The organism is Chryseobacterium hilariae, from assembly GCF_051400735.1.
GTDB lineage: Bacteria > Bacteroidota > Bacteroidia > Flavobacteriales > Weeksellaceae > Chryseobacterium.
Genome location: NZ_JBLFFJ010000006.1, coordinates 216,596 through 236,989 on the forward strand (window position 1 = coordinate 216,596; position 20,394 = coordinate 236,989).

Sequence of the window (20,394 nt, forward strand, 5' to 3'; positions counted from 1 at the left end):
AAGTTATTTTAGCAATCAGTGATTATTCTGTGAAAATTATTGCAGTATTTTCATAAAATAGGATAGTCTGAATGTTAAATATATAAAACACAAATTATGTTATCAATTTTTATTCTTATCGGAGCTTACAGGTATTACGCACAGCTTGCTGAAAAGTTCGGGAAAACAAAATGGCATTATGGCCTTTTAGCCATTGGAGTGTATTTTGGAACCCAGCTGCTCTTTGGTTTTTCGTATGGGGTTTATAAAGGACTTACAGACCCTGACGCTGTAGATAACATGAACTATACAGGTTTCTCCCTGATCAATATAATTAGCTGGATCATTTCAATTGCAGCCGTATATGGGGTTTATCAGCTTCTCGAAAGGAAATTTGTGAAAGAGCATGTGAATAAACCTTCTCTGGAAATTGAAAAGATTGGGGATAAGAATTTATAATGAGTTTATTAAAGTATTTCAGAAGTTTTAAACAGATAAGATCCGGCTTAATATATTCATATTGTAAATAACCTTTATCTGAAATTTTCTATGACGATTTGATCAACTTCTAAAGGCTGTCAAATTTTAAAGTCTTATTTTTGCATAGAATTTTAAATTCTTTCTTCAACTCGTACAATGAAAAAACAAGATACCTGGGGAATTGTTAAGAGGCTGTTCTTTATAGGAATGAAATTCCGGTCCTGGTTCATCCTTACTTTAATTATTTCTGTCTTACTGTCCGTAGTTTCTACCTACAGGCCTTACCTTACTATGGAAGTGGTCGATAACGACATTACCAAACTGAAGGATAATGCCTTGATGATGAAGCATATCTATATCCTGGTAGCTTTGGTTTTTGCAGAGACTATTTTAAACTTTTTCTTAGTTTACTTTTCAAATTTTATTTCTCAAAACGTTATCCGCGACATTCGTGAGAGGCTGTATGCAAAGCTGATCTATTTCAGAACATCATTTTTTGATAAAACACCTATCGGGCAGCTTGTAACCCGGGCTGTAGGCGATGTGGAAACTATTGCTACAGTGTATACAGACGGTTTTCTTATGGTCTTCGGGGATATTCTCAGAATTGCATTTGTCCTGATCATGATGTTCAATACCAATGTGCATCTGAGCTATATCACTTTGGCGATCCTGCCTTTAATGGTCATGATTACGAGGTTTTTCCAGAAAAGGCTGAAAAAAGCATTCGGGGATGAAAGGACGTGGACGGCCAATCAGAACTCTTTTGTTCAGGAAAGACTGGCTGGAATGTCAATTATTCAGGTCTTCAACAGACAGGATGCAGAATTTAAAAAATTTGATGATATTAATATCACCCTGAAAAGTGCCTTACTGAGAACAGTATTCATCTTCTCATTATTTTTTCCGGTTGTAGAACTTATATCTTCTTTATTTATCGGATTTATCCTGTTTTATGGTGGTTATATCACAATCAGTGCAGGAGTTGTTATTGCATTTATCCAGTATATTTCAATGCTGATCCGCCCGTTGAGACAGATTGCGGACCGTTTCAATAATATCCAGAGAGGTATTGTAGGAGCAGAAAGAGTACTGGGCATCATGGATGAAGATTACGCCATGCCGAATACGGGAACCGTAAAGAAAGATCATTTTGATGGTAAAATTGAGTTTGAGAAGGTACATTTTGCTTACGATGATAAGCAGGAAGTGCTTAAAGGAATTGATTTTAAAGTGAATCCGGGAGAAACGGTGGCTATCGTAGGGGCAACCGGTGCGGGAAAATCGACTATTATCAGTCTTATCACAAGGCTTTATGATATTAATTCCGGTAAGATTATAATTGATGATGTGGATGTAAAAGACTATGAGCTTTATAACCTGAGAAGTCACATCGGAGTCGTTCTTCAGGATGTATTTCTTTTTCACGGGAGCATTTTCGAAAATCTTGCGTTTGGAGACGAAAGTATTACTTTAGAGAAAATAAAGGCCGGAGCAAAAGAAATTGAAGTAGATCAGTTTATTGAGCAGCTTCCGGGCGGATATGATTTTGTGGTAAGCGAAAGAGGTTCTTCTATTTCCTTAGGTCAGAGACAGCTCTTATCCTTCCTGAGAGCTTATTTATCAGATCCTAAAATCCTCATTCTGGATGAAGCCACTTCTTCCATAGACCATGAAAGCGAAAAGCTGATCCAGAGAGCAACAGAAAAAATTACTAAAAACCGAACTTCTATCATTATTGCCCACAGGCTTTCTACCATTGAAAAAGCAGATAAAATTATTGTCATGGAGCATGGTAAAATTGTAGAAGAAGGAAAACATCTGGAACTTTTTGACCGTAACGGATATTACTCAACACTTTACAAAGCCCAATTGAGACATGAAGTGGAACTGGAAGAAGAAAAGCAAAAATCATAAGTCTTATTCCATAAAATACAAAAAGAGAGCCTGTAGCTCTCTTTTTTATTTAAAATGTGCTGTTTAAAATTTTAATTTCTTATTGATCACTTTTCCATTTTCCAAAACTGCGGTTACCGTGATGATGGTATTTTTTTCATTGACAGGAAATCTGAATTCAGAGGATTTTATGTCTGCTCTGCTGATCAAAAGTCTTCCTGAAGCATCATAGATATGAACGGTGGAAATTTTAAGATCACCTTTTACCTGTACAAAACTCTCATCCTTGGTAATGCTTGATTTGTTTACACTTTCAGCAGCCAATAGATTCTGAGGTGTAATAATCACAGAATAATCTTCTACCTGCCCGTATTTCGGAGTGTAGCAGGCCGTAACAGCTGTTCCGTTAAACTCACCGATTATTCTCATTCTTAATGGCGTATTCGTTACAGCACTTGCAGGAGGAGCTACTGATGCGGTGGCAACAGAACCACTGCTGACTGAGCTTTGGTTAAGAACAAGTTCTGTAGTCTCATTAAACTGCCCGTCATTATTGTAATCTATATAAGCCTTGATAATATGCGGATTGCTGGTTCCCGGTGCAACTGTAATTACTGTTGCAGTATTGGAAGGAATTGTAGTTTTTGAAATTCCAGAGCAGTAATTTCCCGTAAAGTTTTCATAGAAATTATTGGAAGCCTGTTTGTAATTGGCGGAGTAATTATTAATGTTTGCAAATTTCACAGAAGTAATTCCAATATTATAGTTTCCGGGATTCGTCATAGAGGTTGGAGTGCATGCTGTGGTTAAAACAGAACTGTTGTTAGGCGTAGTTGAAGAAGCTACCGGAGAATTGATCAGTGATTGTCTGTACTGCAGAAGCTGTGCAGTAGCCCTATCAGACTGTCCCTGGGTAAATAAATTCCTGAAACAGAATGTGTAAGCCATAACATTTCTTTCACCACCTGCATATACCTGGCTGGTACAGGGATTAATCTGTCCTGTCTGGCAGGTATAAGGAACAGACGAATGATAAAGGCTTTTCATGGGTTCGGTATCACATACCAGGTCTCCCTGAAGAGTACAGTCTGTATTGGTAGGGCAGGCTCCGGTAGATTCACTGTAACCTTCATGTGTGTGGCGAAGGCCAAGCGCGTGTCCAAATTCATGGGCCAACGTCTGTGCATTCACTGCCGAAGCACTTGTGGACATAAAAGAATAATCATTGCTGCCTCCGGGATAATAGGCAAATCCGTTCAAAGTTCCTGCATTGGATGACAGTTTCTTAACAACATAGATATTGTAATACTTACTGGTATCCCACATCCCAAGAGCGGTAATCTGAGAAGCCGTTACGGCATTTGTGGTATTATCATTATTCACCCCTCCGCTCACATACTTTGGAAGATGAGAAGCATTGATCCTGTTGATCCCATTAGTAGGATTACAGCTAGGATTGATTTTGGCAAAAACAAATTTTACAGGCAATACAGCACTGGTTCCTGACATTCCGCTGGAGGTGCTTCCGGAAAATACCCCGTTCGTATAATTCACCCATGCTATGATATCAGCATCAGATTTGTTATTGGCTGTCCCAACAGCACTTCCGTCACCTACCACATGAACAACAATAGGAATTTCGTAGACCTGGTTCTTGTTTAATGTGCTGGATAATTTTCCGCTTTTGATCAGCCTGGATAATTCCAAATTAAAAGCATCGTCCTGAGCTTTCTGTTCCGGATGTCTTTCATAATGTTTCCGCATTAATTCGTCAGTTCCACACTCCTGGAATTCTAACTTCTGTGAATAAAAATTTGAACAGGCCAAGCCTGAAACAATGATGAATAGTAGTTTTTTCATAAATTATATTATTAGATTATGGTGTATTAAAAATAATAAAATAAATAACAAAAAACTATATTTTTATATTATATTGATCTAAATAGTGTTAATTTTTATTGATAAAATCAGTAAAGTAGAATAATTGATATAAATGGAAAAATAGATCAGGCTTACAAGTACATCTGTTTATAATAAAATTTTAAAGAGAAATCATTTTACTGAGTGAATCAACATCCTAAATTTTTTTTAAACTGCAGAAAACAAAATTCTGCACTGTATCAAAAGGAGTTGTATGATTTTCTGTAATACATTTTATTTTTTCAAAATCTGCTTCAAATTTTGCGGGCAAAGATTCCTCATCGTATTGCTGAATATCCAGACCACTGCATTTGGCAGGTCCATTTTTAGAAAAAGTCCCCAAAATCATAAACCCGGTTACACTTTTGCCTGCTGTTTTGATATATAAAACCTGTTCAGGAGTTGTTAAAAAATGGAAAGCAGCCCTGTCGTGCCAGATATCATACGTTTCCCGGGGTTCAAATGCTGTAATGTCTGAAGCGATCCAGGTTATTTTATCAGCTTTTTCTCCTAACCTTTTTCTGGCTTTTTCCAGAGCCTTGGCAGAAATATCAAGAACAGTGATATTTTTATAGCCTTCCTCAAGAAGATAATCAACAAGATTACTGTCTCCGCCTCCTACATCAATGATCCTGGCATCTTTTCCCAAACCGAAGGAATGAATAAAATCAAGGGATGTCTGTGGTTTTTTCTGGGTCCAGCTTACCTGATCTGGGTTTTTAGTCGCATATACGTTTTCCCAGTGTTCCTTGTTGATATCATTCATTTTAATATGTTTTTGATTGTTATCCTTTAGTGGCTTCTTTCTTTATTCGAATTTATAAATTAATCCATTATGTTTTTGTCACATTTACTTGCGATTTTGAATTTGGAGTAAAACCGTACATGTATATATCAGTCAAATGACAAATCGGTAATTTTTCCTGAATTGATAGGCTTTTCATAGTGCTTTCTGGAAAATTTTAAAAAGCTGAAATTATTTTACAATCATGAAAAAATGTAAAATCCATACAAAATCGTTAAATTAGGTAAAAAAGTGACGGTTGACTGGTGGTTATATTGAAAAATTCACTATTTTTATTACAAATTTAGAGTCTGCCCCAGACAATTAAAGGGTGTCAAGTGTAAAATTGATTTTTTAAACTAAAATCCAAAAATATAAATGAGCAACATACAAGATGAATTTAAAGTCTTTAAAGACGAGCTAAAAAAGCTAAATATCGATGTACAAAAAGTAGTGAAGGTAGGAAACGGAAGTATGGATTTCCATGAGGTTTTTTATAAGTCACCGAGGTACCAGGAAGTGAAGAGTGTATATGTTCAGCGGCATAATCTGGACAGTATGGTGGAGAAATTTAAAAAGGCTTACCACTAAAATATAAACCGGGCGCCGCAGAGAATCTGCGGCGCCCGGTTTTTTATGAATGGTCACTAATCCTTATCCAGTGTTGAGGTCTCTTTGGTGTCCTTCATTCCGGCGTATACAATCAGTGAAAATAATATGCATCCGGTGATATACCAGTAAAAATATTCTTCCGTTCCAGCCTTTTTGAACCAAAGAGCAATGTATTCCGCCGTTCCTCCAAAAATAGCTACCGTAAGAGCATAAGGAAGTCCTACTCCCAGCGCTCTGATCTCAGAAGGGAAAAGTTCAGCCTTTACAACGGCGTTAATTGAAGTGTAGCCGCTGACAATGATCAGGGCGGCCATGATCAGGAAGAATGCAGTCCACATCGAAGTGGTGGTGCTTAAAGCTGTAAGAAGAGGAACTGTAAACAGCGTACCCAGAATTCCAAAACCTAAAAGAAGAAGTCTTCTTCCGATCCTGTCCGACAATGCTCCGAAAACAGGCTGCAGGCAGGCAAATATAAATAATGAAATAAAAGAAATCAGGGTAGACTGCTCTTTGGTAAGATGTACAGTATTCACCAAAAACTTCTGCATATAAGTGGTATACGTATAAAAAGCCAGGGTTCCGCCTAAAGTAAGTCCTATTACAGTAAGCAAAGCTTTGGGATGTTTGAGAAGTTCGGTAACTGTTCCTTTTTTCTTTTCACTGACCTCTTTTTTATTTTCAAATGCTTCAGTCTCATGAAGATTGGCTCTTAAATATAAAGCGATCACAGAAAGTAATGCTCCGATAACAAAAGGAATTCTCCATCCCCATTCCTCAAGTTGAGTTTCTGTTAAAAGAAGTTTCTGCAGAATCAACTGAATTCCTAATGCAATCAATTGTCCGCCTATAAGCGTTACATACTGAAAACTTGAATAAAAGCCTCTCCGGTTTTCCGATGCCATTTCGCTGAGGTAGGTTGCAGAAACACCATATTCTCCGCCAACGCTTAATCCCTGCAGTAATCTTGCAAGCAGCAACAGTGCAGGTGCCAGAATTCCGATCGTTTTATAGGTTGGGGTAAGGGCAATAAGAAGTGACCCGAAAGACATGAGAAGGACGGAAAAAGTCATCGCTTTTTTTCTCCCGATCTTATCAGCAATACTTCCGAATATCCAGCCTCCGATTGGTCTCATCAAAAATCCTACGGCAAAAATTCCCGCTGTATTCATCAGCTGGGCATTAAGATCCGAATCCGGAAAAAATGAGTTGGAAAAGTAAATGGCAAAAGCAGCATAAGCATACCAGTCATACCATTCAACCAAATTTCCGATAGATCCGCCTACAATGGCTTTGATTCTCTGGCCTGTGGTTATGGGTGATGAATTCATAGATTTATTTGTAGATAATAAAGAAGTATAAAGAAAGGCAAGATACAAATTTTACAAAAAAATAAACCGCTCTTTTAAGAACGGCTTAATAACGTTAAATATCATTTTTAAAATCTGTACCCAATCGACAGTCTGCTTCTGAAGCCTGCCCATGGGCCGTCCACTTTTATTTTTGCTCCATTGGCATTCGTCTCTACGGTATACTCTACAAAAGGAATATCAAGATTTTCAATTTCCTGCTTAAGCTGTGCCTGCATTTCCGGAGTCAGTACATAATTGCTGGTCATGCTGAAGTCACCTTTTCCACTTCCATAATGGGCACCTGCGATCCAAAAATCAAGTACGAGGTTCTGGCTTCTGGTAAGAAAAAACTGTGCCCCAACCATCAGGCCGCCGCTGTTTCCGCTGGTGCTTCCCTGGCCTTTAAGAGGAATCTGGTAGGTATTTCCGTCGACAGCATCATAGTCATAATAGAAATCAAAGCTATTGGACGAAACATCTGAATACCGGTAATAGGGTGCAAAGTAAAATCCCCTGCCATAGCCTCTCCCAATATAAAACCTGGGTTCAATCGTGAAATTTGTTGCCTTTACTCTCAGATTTTGAAATCTTTTTTCATCTTCATCTTTCAAAAATGCATTGATAAAAGGTACTTTTCCCTGCGTCATTGTTCCGAAACCTATGTTAAGAGAGAACCATTGGTTGATGGCTCTTTCATAAGACAGGTTAATATTTCTGAAGGCATAAGCTGTAACATTGGTCTTAATAATGTTCATTTTCTCTGCGGGAATAGCCTGAAGTTCCTGTGCATCTGCTTCTGAAAACAAAAAACAGGGAATTAAGATGAGGAGCTTTTTCATGACTTTATATTTTGTGGTGTAAAATATAGCATCAAAAAGCAGGCAAAAAGTTAATAATATTTCAATATGATTTTATTTTTAACAATATGCATATTGTTTTTGCTGTGTGATAAACAATAAATCGTTACAAACTAATTGTTTTATTTTCTTTTCTTAAAATATTGAGATGTATGTAATGAATACTGGGAATTGCCTGTCTTATTTTCATCAATACAATTTTATTTATGAATATGAAAAAAACGATATATCCTGTGTTTTTTCTTTGTGGGGTTTTAGTGTTTTCGCAGGAGAACACGAAAAATGATACAGTAGGACAGGCGGGTACAAAGGAAATCCAGGAAGTGATCTTAAAGTCTCAACGTAAAAAGCAGTTTGCAGACAAGTCCGTTTATACCTTTGATAAAGAAGCTCTGGAGAAAGCAAGGTATGCGAAAGATCTGCTTCAGACACTGCCGGAACTGCAGCTGGATCCCGTTTCCAATACCCTTACAAGTACAAAAGGCGGAACTTCCCTGTTTCTTATCAATGGAATAGAAGCTACAGATTTGCAGATCAGGAGTGTGGCGCCAAGTGAGGTGGTAAAAGTGGAATATTACGACATTCCACCGGCAAGATGGGCTTCCAGGGCAGAAACCGTGATCAATATTATTACAAGATCAAATGAAACCGGATATGTTTTTGGAGCAGATGTAATGTCGGGATTGACTACGGGATTCGTTAATGCATCTTCCTATGCTAATTTTACGAAAGGGAAGAATAATTTCGGATTGGAATACTCGCTTAACCTGAGGGATTATGACAACAGAAAAGTTCAGAGTATCTATGATTACAGCCTCAGCGGAGAGCATTACCGTTCGGACGAGAGGAGGCAGGATCATTTTGGATATACTTCTCAGAATATAGCTTTGCGTTACACTCGTATGGTTGCTGATGATTATACTTTTCAGGCCAAACTGAATGTGGATATTTTCAGCAGGTTTTCAAAAGGTACAGGAGAAAGCGTTTTTATAAAAGACAGCTTCAGTGAAGAACACGAAATGTTTAAAAATAGCAGTTCCAGCTATACTATTCCTAAACTGGATGTGTATTATTCCAAAAAGATAGGACTTAAAGATGAATTAAGCCTGAATGTGGTAGGTTCTCATTACAAGACCAATACTACTGAATCTGCTCGGGAATGGATCATTCCTACCGGAAGTTCGGTTTATAACAATGATATGATTCTGGAAGCTGAGCAGACTAATTTTGTCGGTGAACTTGCCCACACTCATGATTTTACGGCTGGAAAGCTTTCTTCCGGCTACCGTATTTCAAGCACTGCTATTTCCAACGACCTGAATAATCTTGCAGGATATTCACAGTACAGCGTTAATTATTTGGAACAGTACTTTTATTCTGAGTTTTCAGGAAAAGCAGATAAATTTAGCTACAGAATCGGTGCGGGACTTACCAATATTCATAATAAAAGTGCTGCAAATACCTTTGATGAATGGTCGTTCACACCAAAAATTATCTTGGGCTATCAGCTGAAGACCAATCAAAGTCTCAGGCTAACGAGCAGTTACAGTCCTACAAGTCCGTGGAGCAGCGCACTCAGCAGCAATGTGGTACAGATCGCCCCGAATATTGTACAGAAGGGAAATCCGTTTCTTAAATCGCAGCAGAATTTTTCTAATAATTTAATTTATTCTTTTAATAATAAAAAATTTGATTTTAATGCGGGTCTTTTCTACCGGTATACGGATCGTGTCATCAACCAATATTATATTCTGGATGATACTTTCGGAGGATATGCACTGACCTACGAAAACGGGAAAAATGCCCAACGCTACGGAGTCCAGCTGTCCGGCTCTTATAAACCGTTCGGAAGCAGCCTGCTTGTTTTGAAAGCAGTATTGACACCAACTTCAGAGTCTTTAAGAACGAGTAAAGGGGCACTCATCAAAAATGACTATCTCGCTAATAACTTTTCAGTATCCTCGGAATATAAATCTTTCAGTGTGAAGTATATGGTCAATATTCCGGTGTATACACTGAGCGGGGCTTTCCTTAATACGAACGAGAACCAGAATCATTTTTTTGCCAGCTACAGGCTTAAAAGCTGGAGTTTTACTGCGGGAATGTACTGGATCGGGATGCCTTCGGAATATAAAACAAAAAGCCTTCCGGAAAGTTTAGTGGATTATAATGTACACACAAAGATTATGAATAATAAGTCCATGGTTGTTCTTGGGGTAAGCTTTGATTTTTCAAAAGGAAAGAAAACAGAGATCCAGAGAAAACTGAATAACGAAACTGCCCCTGCAGCTACTTTCTAATTTTTTAATGAATGTTTAATAAACCGCCGCCCGATGAAATCGGGCGGCGGTTCTGTGCGTTAAAATATATTTTTTTTAGTTGCTCATTATTTTGCGGTAGGCGTAAATATCTTCAATAGTTACTACGCTCATTCCTTTTTGAGAGGCAAAATTCACGATTTCCGGAAGCCTAGCCATAGAACCGTCTTCATTGGTCAGTTCGCAGAGCACGGCATCATCACCAAGATTAGCCATTTTTACCAGATCTACACTGCCTTCGGTATGTCCCCGTCTTTTGAAAACACCGCCTTTTTTAGCGATCAGAGGAAAAACATGCCCCGGACTTGCAATATGGCCGGCTTCTGCATTTTCTGCCACAGCAGTCCTGATCGTTGTTACACGGTCTTTTGCTGAAACTCCGGATTCAACACCTTCTTTAGCCTCGATAGAAATGGTGAATGCCGTCTGATTTTTAGAGTTGTTGTTTTCCACCATCGGACGGAGGTTAAGATGCTTGCTTTTTTCTTCTGAAATGCACAGACAGACGATTCCGCTGCATTCGCGGATCAGAAGTGCCATGTCTTTTTCTGTAATGGTGGATGCGGGAAAGATGATATCGCCTTCGTTTTCACGGTTTTCATCATCTACTAAAAGAATTCCTTTTCCCTGTTGTAGTTTTAGAAGTGCATTTTCTACACGTTCTGTGGAGGTTGCTCCAAATTGTTCTAATAATTTTTCCATGTTATTTTACTTTTAAAAGTTAAAATAGTCTTCGGTACATGGAAATGAAATACGGCACAATAAGCCCGTAAGGAATCTTACTGACCGTTTTATTTTCTTCTCCCATCCAGACTTTAACTGTCGGTTTTGGAATTTCACCAAATCAGTCCCTTCAAAAGAAAGGAGTCGCGGACTGTAACCGCCGGTAGGGAATTTCACCCTGCCCCGAAGAAAACTTATACTAAGTTTTACTGTATGTTCTGATTTAAAATTTTATTTCATTAATTATATTTAACGCACAGGTTACAAATTTCGGAAAGTTTTTTGAATCAGGAAAGGGATTTAATCGTATTTATTGATTCGGATAAAGACATTTTTAATGCTGTCAGGAGGCTGTAAACCGGAAGAATAAAGTTATTAAGGCGAAAGCATAATTGCAGGACAGTTATATAATAAGCTATCCAGAGACAAAGTTCGACAATAAATTCGCTTTTTTATGACTTTCAAAGGAGATTTCATTCTCTCAGAACCGGATAATGTTTTTTGAATTGGTTTGTTAGCTCTTCTTTGGTTTAAATTATTTCTGATACATCCCACAAATCATGATTCCCTTAATATTTTCTCCATCTTCTTTCCCCTTGCCAGCTCATCAATCAGTTTATCCAGATAACGGATATTTCTCATCAGCTCATCTTCAATATCTTCCACGCGGTATCCGCAGATGACTCCCTTGATCAGTGAAACATTGGGATTGATCTGCGGAGCCTGTTCAAAGAATGTTTTAAAATCTGTCCTGTTGTCTAAAATTTCCTGTAAACTTTTTTCATCATATCCTGTTAACCAGAATATAATTTCATGAACTTCGGATTTTGTACGTCCTTTCTTTTCTGCTTTTTGAATATAATGAGGATAAACACTTACAAAAGCAGTGGTATAAATTCTGGTGTTCTGCATGGCTTTTAATTAATGTTCAACTAGTAGTATTAATGTTTTCCATTGATTTCTTTAAGAATGTCATCAAGAATACGGTTAAATTCTTCCGGGTTTTCCAGCATAGGATAGTGGCCTATCCCGGCTATTTCAGTGTAATTATAATCTTTTAAATACTTCCGGTTATTCTCTATGTTGGTAGGGAAGTTATCGGAATTGATAGCCCTTACCGGAACCTGAACCTGTGACGCCGCTTCTCTGAAATCTTTTTGATACAAAGGTCTGAGCAGATCAATAGCTTTTTCTGATGTATTTTGAAGAAACTCATCCTGAAGACTGCGTTTTACATCGGATGGCGTTTTTTCCGCAAAAAGATATTGAGGAAGAATATTTTCAACGGCATTTTTAAAATCATTGCGGTAATGCACGAATAAAAACTCTTCAGCCTTTTCTTCTGAGATCGCTTCGTCAAGATCTTTTACGGTGTCGATCAGGATAAGTGCTTTTACCTGAGGAATTTTTAAAGAAGCTTCAAGAACATAGGCTCCCGACATGGAATGTCCTACCAGGATAACCTCTGAAGAGTTTATCTGGTCTGCTACTGCTTTGATATCATCTGCATACAATGCGCTTGTCCATTCCTTTCTGGAAGTGCCAGATTTTCCGTGTCCGGCCAGATCCATCTGTACAATATGATATCTGTCCTTGAAATGCTCCTGCTGGCTGTTCCACCATTCTGCGTTGCCGAGCCATCCGTGTACGAATAGGATGGAAGGGCTTCCCTGTCCGCTTTCTTTATAATGAATATTCTGTCCGTCCGAAGACTGTGCATATTTTTCCATGATTAATTTATTTTTCTGAGTTTAATTTATTGATTGTTTTGGTTCGTAGATAAGCTGTACCACTCCTGACCTGAAAACGTTTGTCGTGATCAGCTTCAGCGCCAGCCTTTCTTTCAGGTTTTCAAACAAAGGTTTTCCGCTTCCCAAAGCAATAGGGTGAACAGAAATTCTGTATACATCAATAAGATCTAAGTTAATAAAGGTTTTAATAAGACTCGCTCCGCCATACAGCCAGATATCTTTTCCCTCCTGTTTCTTAATTTCAGTTGTTTTTTTAGCAATATCAGAACTTATAAAAATGGCTCCAGGATATTTTCTGTCCTGTCCTGAAAAAACATACTTGTTTTTAGAATGTATGGATCTCCAAAACTCTTTTTCTTCAGTATCAGCAGTTTCTTCCGGCTGATAGGTTCCCCACGAGTCATAACTTACCCGGCCATAAAAGATAGTATCGATACTATTCAGAAACCCGTCAAAATTCATATCGTCATCCATGATGCACCAATCTGTTTCGCCGTTGGGACCTTCAATGAATCCATCTAAAGTGACAGCCAGGTCCAGGATTATTTTTCTCATAGCATAAATTTATCGTTGAATCCCTGTAAAAATACAGAAAAACGCTCTGAAGACCGAACGTGTTGTTTTATAAATGATAAAGAATATTAATGGGTGTAATAATTTCTGAAAATTCTTTTTTAGATCTTTCAGTTCTTAGCAGTAACTCTGCAACCGGATCTTCACTTATTTACGGTCTATTGTTTATTTGATGAGTTTCTTGGAATAATTATACACTGATTTATTATACCTCGGCAAATGTGCGGATAGAGATTCCAGGACTAAAGACAACGCTTCCTTATCATTATTGACCGAGGAAAGTGACAACGCCAAAAATGCATTGACGGCATCATCCAGCTCATCGGAATAATTTTCCTTTTCTTGTCTTAACATTTCTATGCTTTCATGATATTTCCCATTATTCCGTAAAGTGCTTGCCAGCTGAATTCTTGCCCTTCTTCGCCGTAATCCTGTAAGGCCGAACTCTAAAGCAGATCTATAAAGCGGTTCCGCATTTTTTTCAAGACCGGTAGAATCGTAAGCGCATGCTCTTTCAAAATCTGCAATGGCAGGTTGATCATCAGAAATCTTATCCGTATGCAGTTTTATTTTTTCAATAAAATCATCATTGGAAATTTTTCCTAACTGATCCCATATTCTTTTTAATTCTTCCTCCCAGAGTTTAAAACCTTTCATGTTTAGATATTTTATCAGTCTTCAATGGCTTCAATGCCTTGCTGTTTCAGTTTTTCAAGGTGATCTTTCATGGCCTTGAGCTGTTCCGGTGAATGTCCCTGCCATTCTTCAACTTCTCCAATAACTTTAAAAGGATATTGAGAACGGTAAGATTTTGTCGGATTCCCAGGAAATTTTTTGTCGGTTAAATTGGGATCGTCTTCAATAGGACCAGTTGGTTCTACAATATAAATTCTTTCTTTTCCCTCTCCGAAAGCCAATTCTGCACCCCAGGTTGCCGCTTCCAAAGTGGCGGAAAGATAAATATATTTTGCTTTTCTCTTGGTGCCGTAATTTGAAATGAAACCAATTTCGATGAGGTCTCCGGGTTTAAGATCGGCTTTGGTACCGTGGTAATAAATGACGGATTCGTCAGAAAGGTTTGAAGTCATTGTCCTGATTTTTTTTGTGAAAAATATAAAATATTCGGTAACTGATTATGCTTCAGATGTTGCTTCAGAATTTTTATAGACATTCCAGAAGTTGTAATCCGTCATTGGAGCATCTGTTATCCCGACATTCCTTCCCATGGTTACGATCTGTCCTCGGTGGTATGTTCCATGGACAATTACATGCTGGATGTACTCGTATTTGGAGAAGTCACACTGGAACCATTGGGATTCAATTTTTACGTTTTTTGCCAGGTCTTCTTCGGATAAGGTTTCCACGTAATCCATTAACTTCTGAGAGTTGTTTTTTATGCCGGAAAAAATCTCTTCTTTAGTCACTGCAGCAGAAATTTCAGCAAAATCAAAATCGCCATTTTCGGCAATATAGGCCCACCAGTACTGCTGGGTCTGCCATATGTGATGCAAGGTTGATAAGATCGTCGGAAAACTTGAAATAACCTCCTGGTTAAGCTGCTCATCAGACTTTGTGGAAAGCCAGTCGATATATTTATTGACTACCCAATTGTTGTACTGAACACTGTGTGTGATTAATGTTTTTAAATTCATGATGATTAATATTTTGTTAATGATTTTGGTGGATATAAAAATAAGTAAAATATTAACCTTAGCAATCTTTAAGGATTGTCATATATATTAAATATTGATCATATATTTCATATTATTGATATATATTATTGATATAACCATCACAAGGATTTTCTTTACTGATGACTTTACAAGGGTTCCCTAATACTAAAGAATTATTTGGAACATCAATATTTACGAAAGAATTTGGCGCAATTAATACATTTGATCCAATATTAATATTACCAACAATTATTGCACCTGCTCCAATCCAAACATGATCTCCAATAACCGGATAGCCTTTTAGTTTACCTCTATTAGCCTGACCAATTGTAACATTATGAGTGATATTACAGTTCTTACCAATTTTTGCTTTTTCATTAATTACAATTGTTCCCCAATGTCCTATATAGAACCCTTCTCCAATTTCTGTAGTTGATGGTATTTGAAATCCATATTTATAGGAATATCTTCTTATAAGAATTGTTAATATTGAATGTTTTATTGAATATTTATTATATTTTGAAATCTTTCGTATCAAATACATGTATCTAAAACCAGGAATTAGCAGAAGTCCTTTTATAAATCCTTTAGTACCGCATAATCCCCCGTAGCGGAAAAGATCCGCTTTAATAGTTCTACTATTTTTTTCTTTTGTATCCATTATTAATATTTTATCTGCTTGATTAGTACCACTACATCAGTTAAAAGTTCAATTTAGATGATAAATGGTAGTTTATTTTTTATTAAGTTAAAAAGGTATATACAAAAATAATTTTTATAGGTAACTAAACCTACATTTAAATATTATTATATTCTTTATCTTTATTACTATTAAACAAGGCTTAATGAAATTACTACTGGAATAACAGGTGAATATTCTATAATTGTCTTTTGATCTATTCCGTACAAACCACTTTAAAAAATAGAACGGTTAGAATATATAGTCTTATTTTTAATATAATGACTCTCCATTTAGGTCCGTAGTGAGCACCTCACTCATATAATCAAAGAAAGGGCGCATGGCTAATAAGGTGAGAACTGCTTCTTTCTGAAAGCTGTCCGATAAAACTTCCTTGTCCGTAAATTTTCGCATCACGACAAATTTGTTTTTTCCTGATTAGATCTATGGCTGGGTGATTTTTATCAAAACCTCTCGGAGCTGTTTTTACAGCATCTCCTTTAATTTCTCCAAAGTATTGTTTGAAAACTTCATCAGAAGTGATCTTTTCAATTTCTGTGGTATTGAGCTCGAATTCTTTACGGATACGGAGTAGGTCTTTCGCCTCAGGTCCCCAGAATCCGCCACCTACAAAACTGTTACCGGGCTCCAGCTGAATATAATATCCTCCTCTCAGCATTGCCTTTGAACGGGAATAGCCAACCCCGAAATTGGTTTTATACGGAGTAGGGTCCTTGGAAAAGCGGACGTCTCTGTAAATCCTGAAAATATGGATTCCCTTTAAACTATCGTATTCCTGAAGTTCAGTATAGACCTGATTAAAAAAAACTTTGTTTTCTTTTACCACTGAATCATATTCCGCTTTGTGCTGAGTAAACCATTCACGGTTGTTGTTTTTTTCTAAGTGTTTTAGGAATTCAAAGGTTTTTTTCATGGTGTCTTTCATACAGTTTTGTTTTTTCCAGTCCGTGATTATTGATTCTAATAGTTGGAGAATTTAATTGCCAATCTGGGAGATGATTATACATTTCATTGGTTAACTTTTTGATTCCGGGTGTAGACCTACTGAATTCATAACTATTTTTGTAGGTAATTACTTCCAGGCCTGTTTCTCTTTTATGTTTTGAAACTGGAATACTAAATGAATATACTGAAATAATTTCATCCCACTTTATAAGCTCTACCGGTTTTTTCTGTTTATTGTAAAATCCTTCATTTGTATATTGGAAATCACCATCATATTTCTCTAATTGATCGGCTTCTTTTTCAACAGAGTCATAATTTTCAGCCCTGGGAGAATATATTTTTGCTCCTGAAAAACAAATAGCAACAAAGCAGGTAAAAATAATAAGATAAGATATTCCTTCGCTGTCAAAAACAGGATAGTTGAGAAAAATCAATGCTAAAATGATACAGCTTATCGCAATTATTTTTTTCAAAATTCAACTTAATTATCATCGTTAAAAGCAAAGTAGTTTAAGGAATTCAAAGGTCTTTTTGTTTTATGGATTGTTTTTTTGAGGAAGACTATATTTCTCGTTTTTCAGAATGGCTGTAATGGCATCGGAAATTTCAAATAATCTTCCGTTGTAGTTGTTTCCCAATAGAATAATGGTAAATTTTTGATCCAGATCAGAAACTAAAAGGGCTTCATATCTTCCGGCTCTTCCATCGTGTACATGCTCAATTAATTTTCTATTTCTGTATTTTGCCTGTCCCAAAGCTGATTGGGTATCCGGCAGATCAAAATGCTGCCCCAGCTCAAACACTGAGTTGGCACTGATTATTTTATTGGAATGAAGGCAATCTTCCCATTTCAACAAATCTTTAGTGGTTAAATAGGTTCCGCCAGTTATAGGCAATTCTTCTTTGTCTGCTACTAAATTATTATCAAATGCTTTAGCTATGTTTTTTTCATTTTCAAAAAGAGTCATAACGGAAGATGTCATTTTGCAAGGCTTGAAAATGAATTTTTCCACATACGTTTTAAAGTTCATTACGGCTAACCGCTCAATAATGAACTGGCGTAAAAATAGATTATTGATGGTGTAATCGTAATGGGTACCCGGTTTGAAATCCAGTGAATCCACGAGTTTTAAGCCATCAAAAAGATCCTTGTCATTTTTAATCTTTTTCCAGTTTACACCGGGGATACCGCTTGTGTACTGTAACAGGTTTTTTATGGTGACTTCATTGGCCCATTTTGGTAACTCCGGAATGTATTTGGAAACAGGGTCTTCTATGTTCAATTTGCCCTGCTCCTGTAATTGCATCAATGCCACGGCACTGAATTCTTTGGTAATGGAACCAATATGAAACCTGTAATCAGGCGTTAGTTTTTTCGTTTTTGTGGCATCTGTAAAGCCAAAAGAAGCGTTGTAAATGATTTTATTATTTTTTGATACTAAAACGTTTCCATTAAACACTCCGATCTGGTTTGACCATTTCATCAGGGAATCTATCTGACTGATTTTGTTTGTCTGGGCAAATGAATTATTTATGGGAAGTAGAAGAAGAATGAAAAATAGGAATAGTTGTTTATAATTTGGCATGATTAGTTTTTGTTATTTTCTTTTAGCATTTGTTCAATAATTTTATCATATTCTTTTTGTACTTCCGGTATAGTCCCGTGATCAGTTTCTGCATCATATTTTTCTTGAAAACTTAAGCATTCATCTTCAATTAGCTTGCTTAAGCTCAAAAATTTTGAACTGAAATCTTCTGATTTTTTTATTTCCTTATTAATCAGATTCTGCAATTTGTATGCGAAAACCTGAGCGATGTCAAAATGCTTTTGTTCGTGATTCAATAAATTATCAGAATAAAAGGATTCATTTAACCAGGATTTTGATTGATCGAATATGGCATAAGTCCTGATCTTCATTCTTCCTGTCCATATAGAATTCGAGACAATTTCATAGCCGATATTAAAGGCCGTTCCTGCATGATCAATTGTATTATTGTCAGGGATTTTTCCCTGAAAGTCACTTTGTTGTAATTTAAAATCAGGTCTCCATTCTATGGTTTGCGAATAAGATAAAAAACTGATAAAAAATATAATCACGGCTAGTTTATACTTCATTCTGAAATTATTTGCAATAATAATGATTGCTAATTTAAGTTTTTAATCTTTAGAAATTGCAGCATCCTTGTGAACGTTGGTTTCCACTGCACAAAATCTGCGAAAGTTCAAACATATATGTTTTTCACTAAAGTAATTTGTATTTGGTTTAAAACAGGGTTGTTTGTAATCAAATACTTTTTACATTGGTTACAAACAACCTTGTTTTTGTTAAAAATATTTTGTTGAAGGTCTTACGCAACTTGCGGGAAACAAAATACAACTGTGTTTTGTTTCCCGCAATAGTGTTTGTAATGAAATGCTATCCATTAGGCCCCTACTGATGGCGAAACAGTTAACTTAAGGTGGGGTTATCTTTATTTTTTCTTTCAATAATAAGGTACGCTGCATCCAGCATTTTGGTGAGGTGAATGTATGGGCTTATTATGTTCCTTTCTGGTAGATTGTGATAGATTCCCAGTGAGAAATAGACCATCCCGGAAATAAAATAATCAAATTCCTTGATGCTGTATTCTTTGAATGCTTTTTTAAACACCAACAGCGGATTTTGGTATTCCTTCTCGGAAAGCAAGCCAAGAACCAACGGAGAAGCACCTTCCAGCTGGATAGTTGCGGTTCTTTTCTTTTCCTGTAGCGCTATGAGGTAGCCTGCACGGATGAATGACCGCATCGCCTGCTGAAAATGAAAGATGACGGACGGATGTTCTTTTATCCAGCTATTTCTTTTTACCGCATAACTTATAATGTCGTTTAGCAGCTCTTTGGATGCCGTCAAGTCATTGAGCTTAAAATAGGTTTCCATTAGCTGTATGCCGCAATATTTCTTCCGGTCTTTACCAAGCCGGGGTTGAAGGTCTGTTCTGGTTTTTTTCATGATTGTGTATTTTTTTACTGTACGATTTTACTGGCCGTAAAGGAGGAAGTGCGCCTGAACTTCCTGCTCATACAGGCCCAATGCATATGATAGAATTTGTGTTTTTCTAAAAGCCCTAAAGCCGCAATGGATTGTACAACCCATTGTACCGTATCATGATACTTTATGTTGTAAAGCAGGCTTAGAAAAGGATGATTGTAGAAAACAGAACTGCATGAAAATAAAAACGGCATGGGACTCTACAATATCTGTAATAGGGGTACTGGTATACCTTGCAACAGATAAGAGAGCCCACGCCTAGGTCGTGAGCTTCATACTTATCATCTTGTTGCTTTAAAAAGTACCAGTTTTCTATTACAAGATTCTAAGCAATAGCTTCTATATTTCTTGAAGTATCGCAAAATTACTCTAATGAGTAATCTTTTCCAAATATAAGAAATTTTTAGTTTGTTACAAGTTCTTGTAACAAAACTTGTAACAAAAATTACGCACTTTGTATAAAGTGCTAATAAATGGATGTTTTACAAGATGAAATACTAAAAAAATTTGGAGAACACGTCAAAGATTTAAGGCTTAAATCTGGACTTACCCAAGATGATGTTGTCCTAAATAGTTCCAAAATTACTAAAGGTACAATAAGCGATATAGAAAATGGAAAAAGAAATTTTGCATTTACTACATTAATTGATTTGGCTAGAGGTCTAAATGTATTACCTAAAGATTTATTGGACTTTAAAATTGATGAGAAGTCCTAGATTTGTCCTTAACTAAAGTATAAATAAGCTCCGGAGTATGAAGACTTCGGAGCTTATTTTATTTAGTATGCAAAGTTAGTGGATTTTGC

The 20,394-nt window shown here is 36.7% G+C and carries 21 protein-coding genes, 1 pseudogene and 1 riboswitch; of the genes and pseudogenes, 5 read left to right on the forward strand and 17 right to left on the reverse strand.

What is annotated here, in order from left to right; all coding sequences use genetic code 11:
• Window positions 1-96 precede the first annotated feature (96 nt).
• Together ACMGDK_RS17615 and ACMGDK_RS17620 are read left to right on the forward strand one after the other, a co-directional pair.
• Entirely contained in the window at window positions 97-438 is a 342-nt protein-coding gene (locus ACMGDK_RS17615; protein ID WP_436809135.1) for a hypothetical protein, read from the forward strand.
• A gap of 177 nt (window positions 439-615) precedes the next feature.
• The gene (locus tag ACMGDK_RS17620) at window positions 616-2,376 is read left to right on the forward strand and encodes an ABC transporter ATP-binding protein (protein WP_436809136.1); all 1,761 of its coding nucleotides are present in this window, start codon (window positions 616-618) and stop codon (window positions 2,374-2,376) included.
• 63 nt (window positions 2,377-2,439) lie between these two features.
• Here ACMGDK_RS17620 and ACMGDK_RS17625 read toward each other — a convergent pair whose 3' ends face one another.
• Both ACMGDK_RS17625 and ACMGDK_RS17630 read right to left on the reverse strand, forming a co-directional pair.
• On the reverse strand, window positions 2,440-4,215 hold the full coding sequence (locus tag ACMGDK_RS17625) for a M43 family zinc metalloprotease (protein WP_436809137.1): 1,776 nt from the start codon (window positions 4,213-4,215) through the stop codon (window positions 2,440-2,442).
• Between the two features lie 217 nt (window positions 4,216-4,432).
• Window positions 4,433-5,041, reverse strand: coding sequence for a class I SAM-dependent methyltransferase (locus tag ACMGDK_RS17630; RefSeq protein WP_436809138.1), 609 nt, complete (start codon window positions 5,039-5,041; stop codon window positions 4,433-4,435).
• A gap of 396 nt (window positions 5,042-5,437) precedes the next feature.
• Here ACMGDK_RS17630 and ACMGDK_RS17635 point away from each other — a divergent pair, with 396 nt between their 5' ends.
• Window positions 5,438-5,650 (forward strand): hypothetical protein, encoded by a 213-nt coding sequence (locus ACMGDK_RS17635; protein WP_034702111.1) that lies wholly within the window; start codon window positions 5,438-5,440, stop codon window positions 5,648-5,650.
• A 56-nt stretch (window positions 5,651-5,706) separates the two neighbouring features.
• Here ACMGDK_RS17635 and ACMGDK_RS17640 read toward each other — a convergent pair whose 3' ends face one another.
• Both ACMGDK_RS17640 and ACMGDK_RS17645 read right to left on the reverse strand, forming a co-directional pair.
• Complete coding sequence (locus ACMGDK_RS17640; RefSeq protein WP_436809139.1) at window positions 5,707-6,999, reverse strand: MFS transporter; 1,293 nt, start codon at window positions 6,997-6,999, stop codon at window positions 5,707-5,709.
• Between the two features lie 107 nt (window positions 7,000-7,106).
• On the reverse strand, window positions 7,107-7,859 hold the full coding sequence (locus ACMGDK_RS17645; protein WP_436809140.1) for a DUF3575 domain-containing protein: 753 nt from the start codon (window positions 7,857-7,859) through the stop codon (window positions 7,107-7,109).
• Window positions 7,860-8,089: 230 nt separating this feature from the next.
• On the opposite strand from ACMGDK_RS17645, the gene ACMGDK_RS17650 reads away from it, so the two are divergent.
• Window positions 8,090-10,177, forward strand: coding sequence for a TonB-dependent receptor plug domain-containing protein (locus ACMGDK_RS17650; RefSeq protein ID WP_436809141.1), 2,088 nt, complete (start codon window positions 8,090-8,092; stop codon window positions 10,175-10,177).
• A 75-nt stretch (window positions 10,178-10,252) separates the two neighbouring features.
• On the opposite strand, the gene ribB is transcribed toward ACMGDK_RS17650, so the two are convergent.
• The 13 genes and pseudogenes from ribB to ACMGDK_RS17715 form a co-directional block, all read right to left on the reverse strand.
• A complete protein-coding gene (ribB, locus tag ACMGDK_RS17655; protein ID WP_436809142.1) occupies window positions 10,253-10,897 on the reverse strand; it encodes a 3,4-dihydroxy-2-butanone-4-phosphate synthase in 645 nt (214 codons plus the stop codon).
• A 90-nt stretch (window positions 10,898-10,987) separates the two neighbouring features.
• A riboswitch (FMN riboswitch) is annotated at window positions 10,988-11,113 on the reverse strand.
• A 363-nt stretch (window positions 11,114-11,476) separates the two neighbouring features.
• Window positions 11,477-11,830, reverse strand: a complete 354-nt coding sequence (locus tag ACMGDK_RS17660; protein ID WP_436809143.1) for a DUF2200 domain-containing protein — start codon at window positions 11,828-11,830, stop codon at window positions 11,477-11,479.
• Window positions 11,831-11,859: 29 nt separating this feature from the next.
• Window positions 11,860-12,648, reverse strand: coding sequence for an alpha/beta fold hydrolase (locus ACMGDK_RS17665; RefSeq protein WP_436809144.1), 789 nt, complete (start codon window positions 12,646-12,648; stop codon window positions 11,860-11,862).
• A 21-nt stretch (window positions 12,649-12,669) separates the two neighbouring features.
• The gene (locus tag ACMGDK_RS17670) at window positions 12,670-13,224 is read right to left on the reverse strand and encodes a dihydrofolate reductase family protein (RefSeq protein ID WP_436809145.1); all 555 of its coding nucleotides are present in this window, start codon (window positions 13,222-13,224) and stop codon (window positions 12,670-12,672) included.
• 183 nt (window positions 13,225-13,407) lie between these two features.
• The gene (locus ACMGDK_RS17675) at window positions 13,408-13,899 is read right to left on the reverse strand and encodes a tetratricopeptide repeat protein (protein ID WP_436809146.1); all 492 of its coding nucleotides are present in this window, start codon (window positions 13,897-13,899) and stop codon (window positions 13,408-13,410) included.
• Window positions 13,900-13,913: 14 nt separating this feature from the next.
• Window positions 13,914-14,330, reverse strand: coding sequence for an NAD(+)--rifampin ADP-ribosyltransferase (gene arr, locus ACMGDK_RS17680; RefSeq protein WP_436809147.1), 417 nt, complete (start codon window positions 14,328-14,330; stop codon window positions 13,914-13,916).
• 45 nt (window positions 14,331-14,375) lie between these two features.
• Entirely contained in the window at window positions 14,376-14,894 is a 519-nt protein-coding gene (locus ACMGDK_RS17685) for a DinB family protein (RefSeq protein WP_436809148.1), read from the reverse strand.
• 112 nt (window positions 14,895-15,006) lie between these two features.
• Window positions 15,007-15,576 carry a serine O-acetyltransferase gene (locus tag ACMGDK_RS17690; protein ID WP_436809149.1) on the reverse strand — a complete coding sequence of 190 codons (570 nt, stop codon included), beginning with the start codon at window positions 15,574-15,576 and terminating at the stop codon, window positions 15,007-15,009.
• 291 nt (window positions 15,577-15,867) lie between these two features.
• A pseudogene (locus ACMGDK_RS17695) lies at window positions 15,868-16,540 on the reverse strand (DUF2461 domain-containing protein).
• On the reverse strand, window positions 16,512-17,033 hold the full coding sequence (locus ACMGDK_RS17700; RefSeq protein ID WP_167409406.1) for a hypothetical protein: 522 nt from the start codon (window positions 17,031-17,033) through the stop codon (window positions 16,512-16,514). The pseudogene ACMGDK_RS17695 and the gene ACMGDK_RS17700 overlap by 29 nt, the downstream one beginning before the upstream one ends.
• A gap of 63 nt (window positions 17,034-17,096) precedes the next feature.
• The gene (locus tag ACMGDK_RS17705; RefSeq protein ID WP_436809150.1) at window positions 17,097-18,146 is read right to left on the reverse strand and encodes a serine hydrolase domain-containing protein; all 1,050 of its coding nucleotides are present in this window, start codon (window positions 18,144-18,146) and stop codon (window positions 17,097-17,099) included.
• Window positions 18,147-18,148: 2 nt separating this feature from the next.
• Complete coding sequence (locus ACMGDK_RS17710; RefSeq protein WP_223560279.1) at window positions 18,149-18,676, reverse strand: hypothetical protein; 528 nt, start codon at window positions 18,674-18,676, stop codon at window positions 18,149-18,151.
• A 334-nt stretch (window positions 18,677-19,010) separates the two neighbouring features.
• A complete protein-coding gene (locus ACMGDK_RS17715) occupies window positions 19,011-19,550 on the reverse strand; it encodes a hypothetical protein (RefSeq protein ID WP_436809151.1) in 540 nt (179 codons plus the stop codon).
• A gap of 512 nt (window positions 19,551-20,062) precedes the next feature.
• On the opposite strand from ACMGDK_RS17715, the gene ACMGDK_RS17720 reads away from it, so the two are divergent.
• Window positions 20,063-20,305, forward strand: a complete 243-nt coding sequence (locus ACMGDK_RS17720) for a helix-turn-helix domain-containing protein (protein ID WP_436809152.1) — start codon at window positions 20,063-20,065, stop codon at window positions 20,303-20,305.
• Window positions 20,306-20,394: the final 89 nt, after the last annotated feature.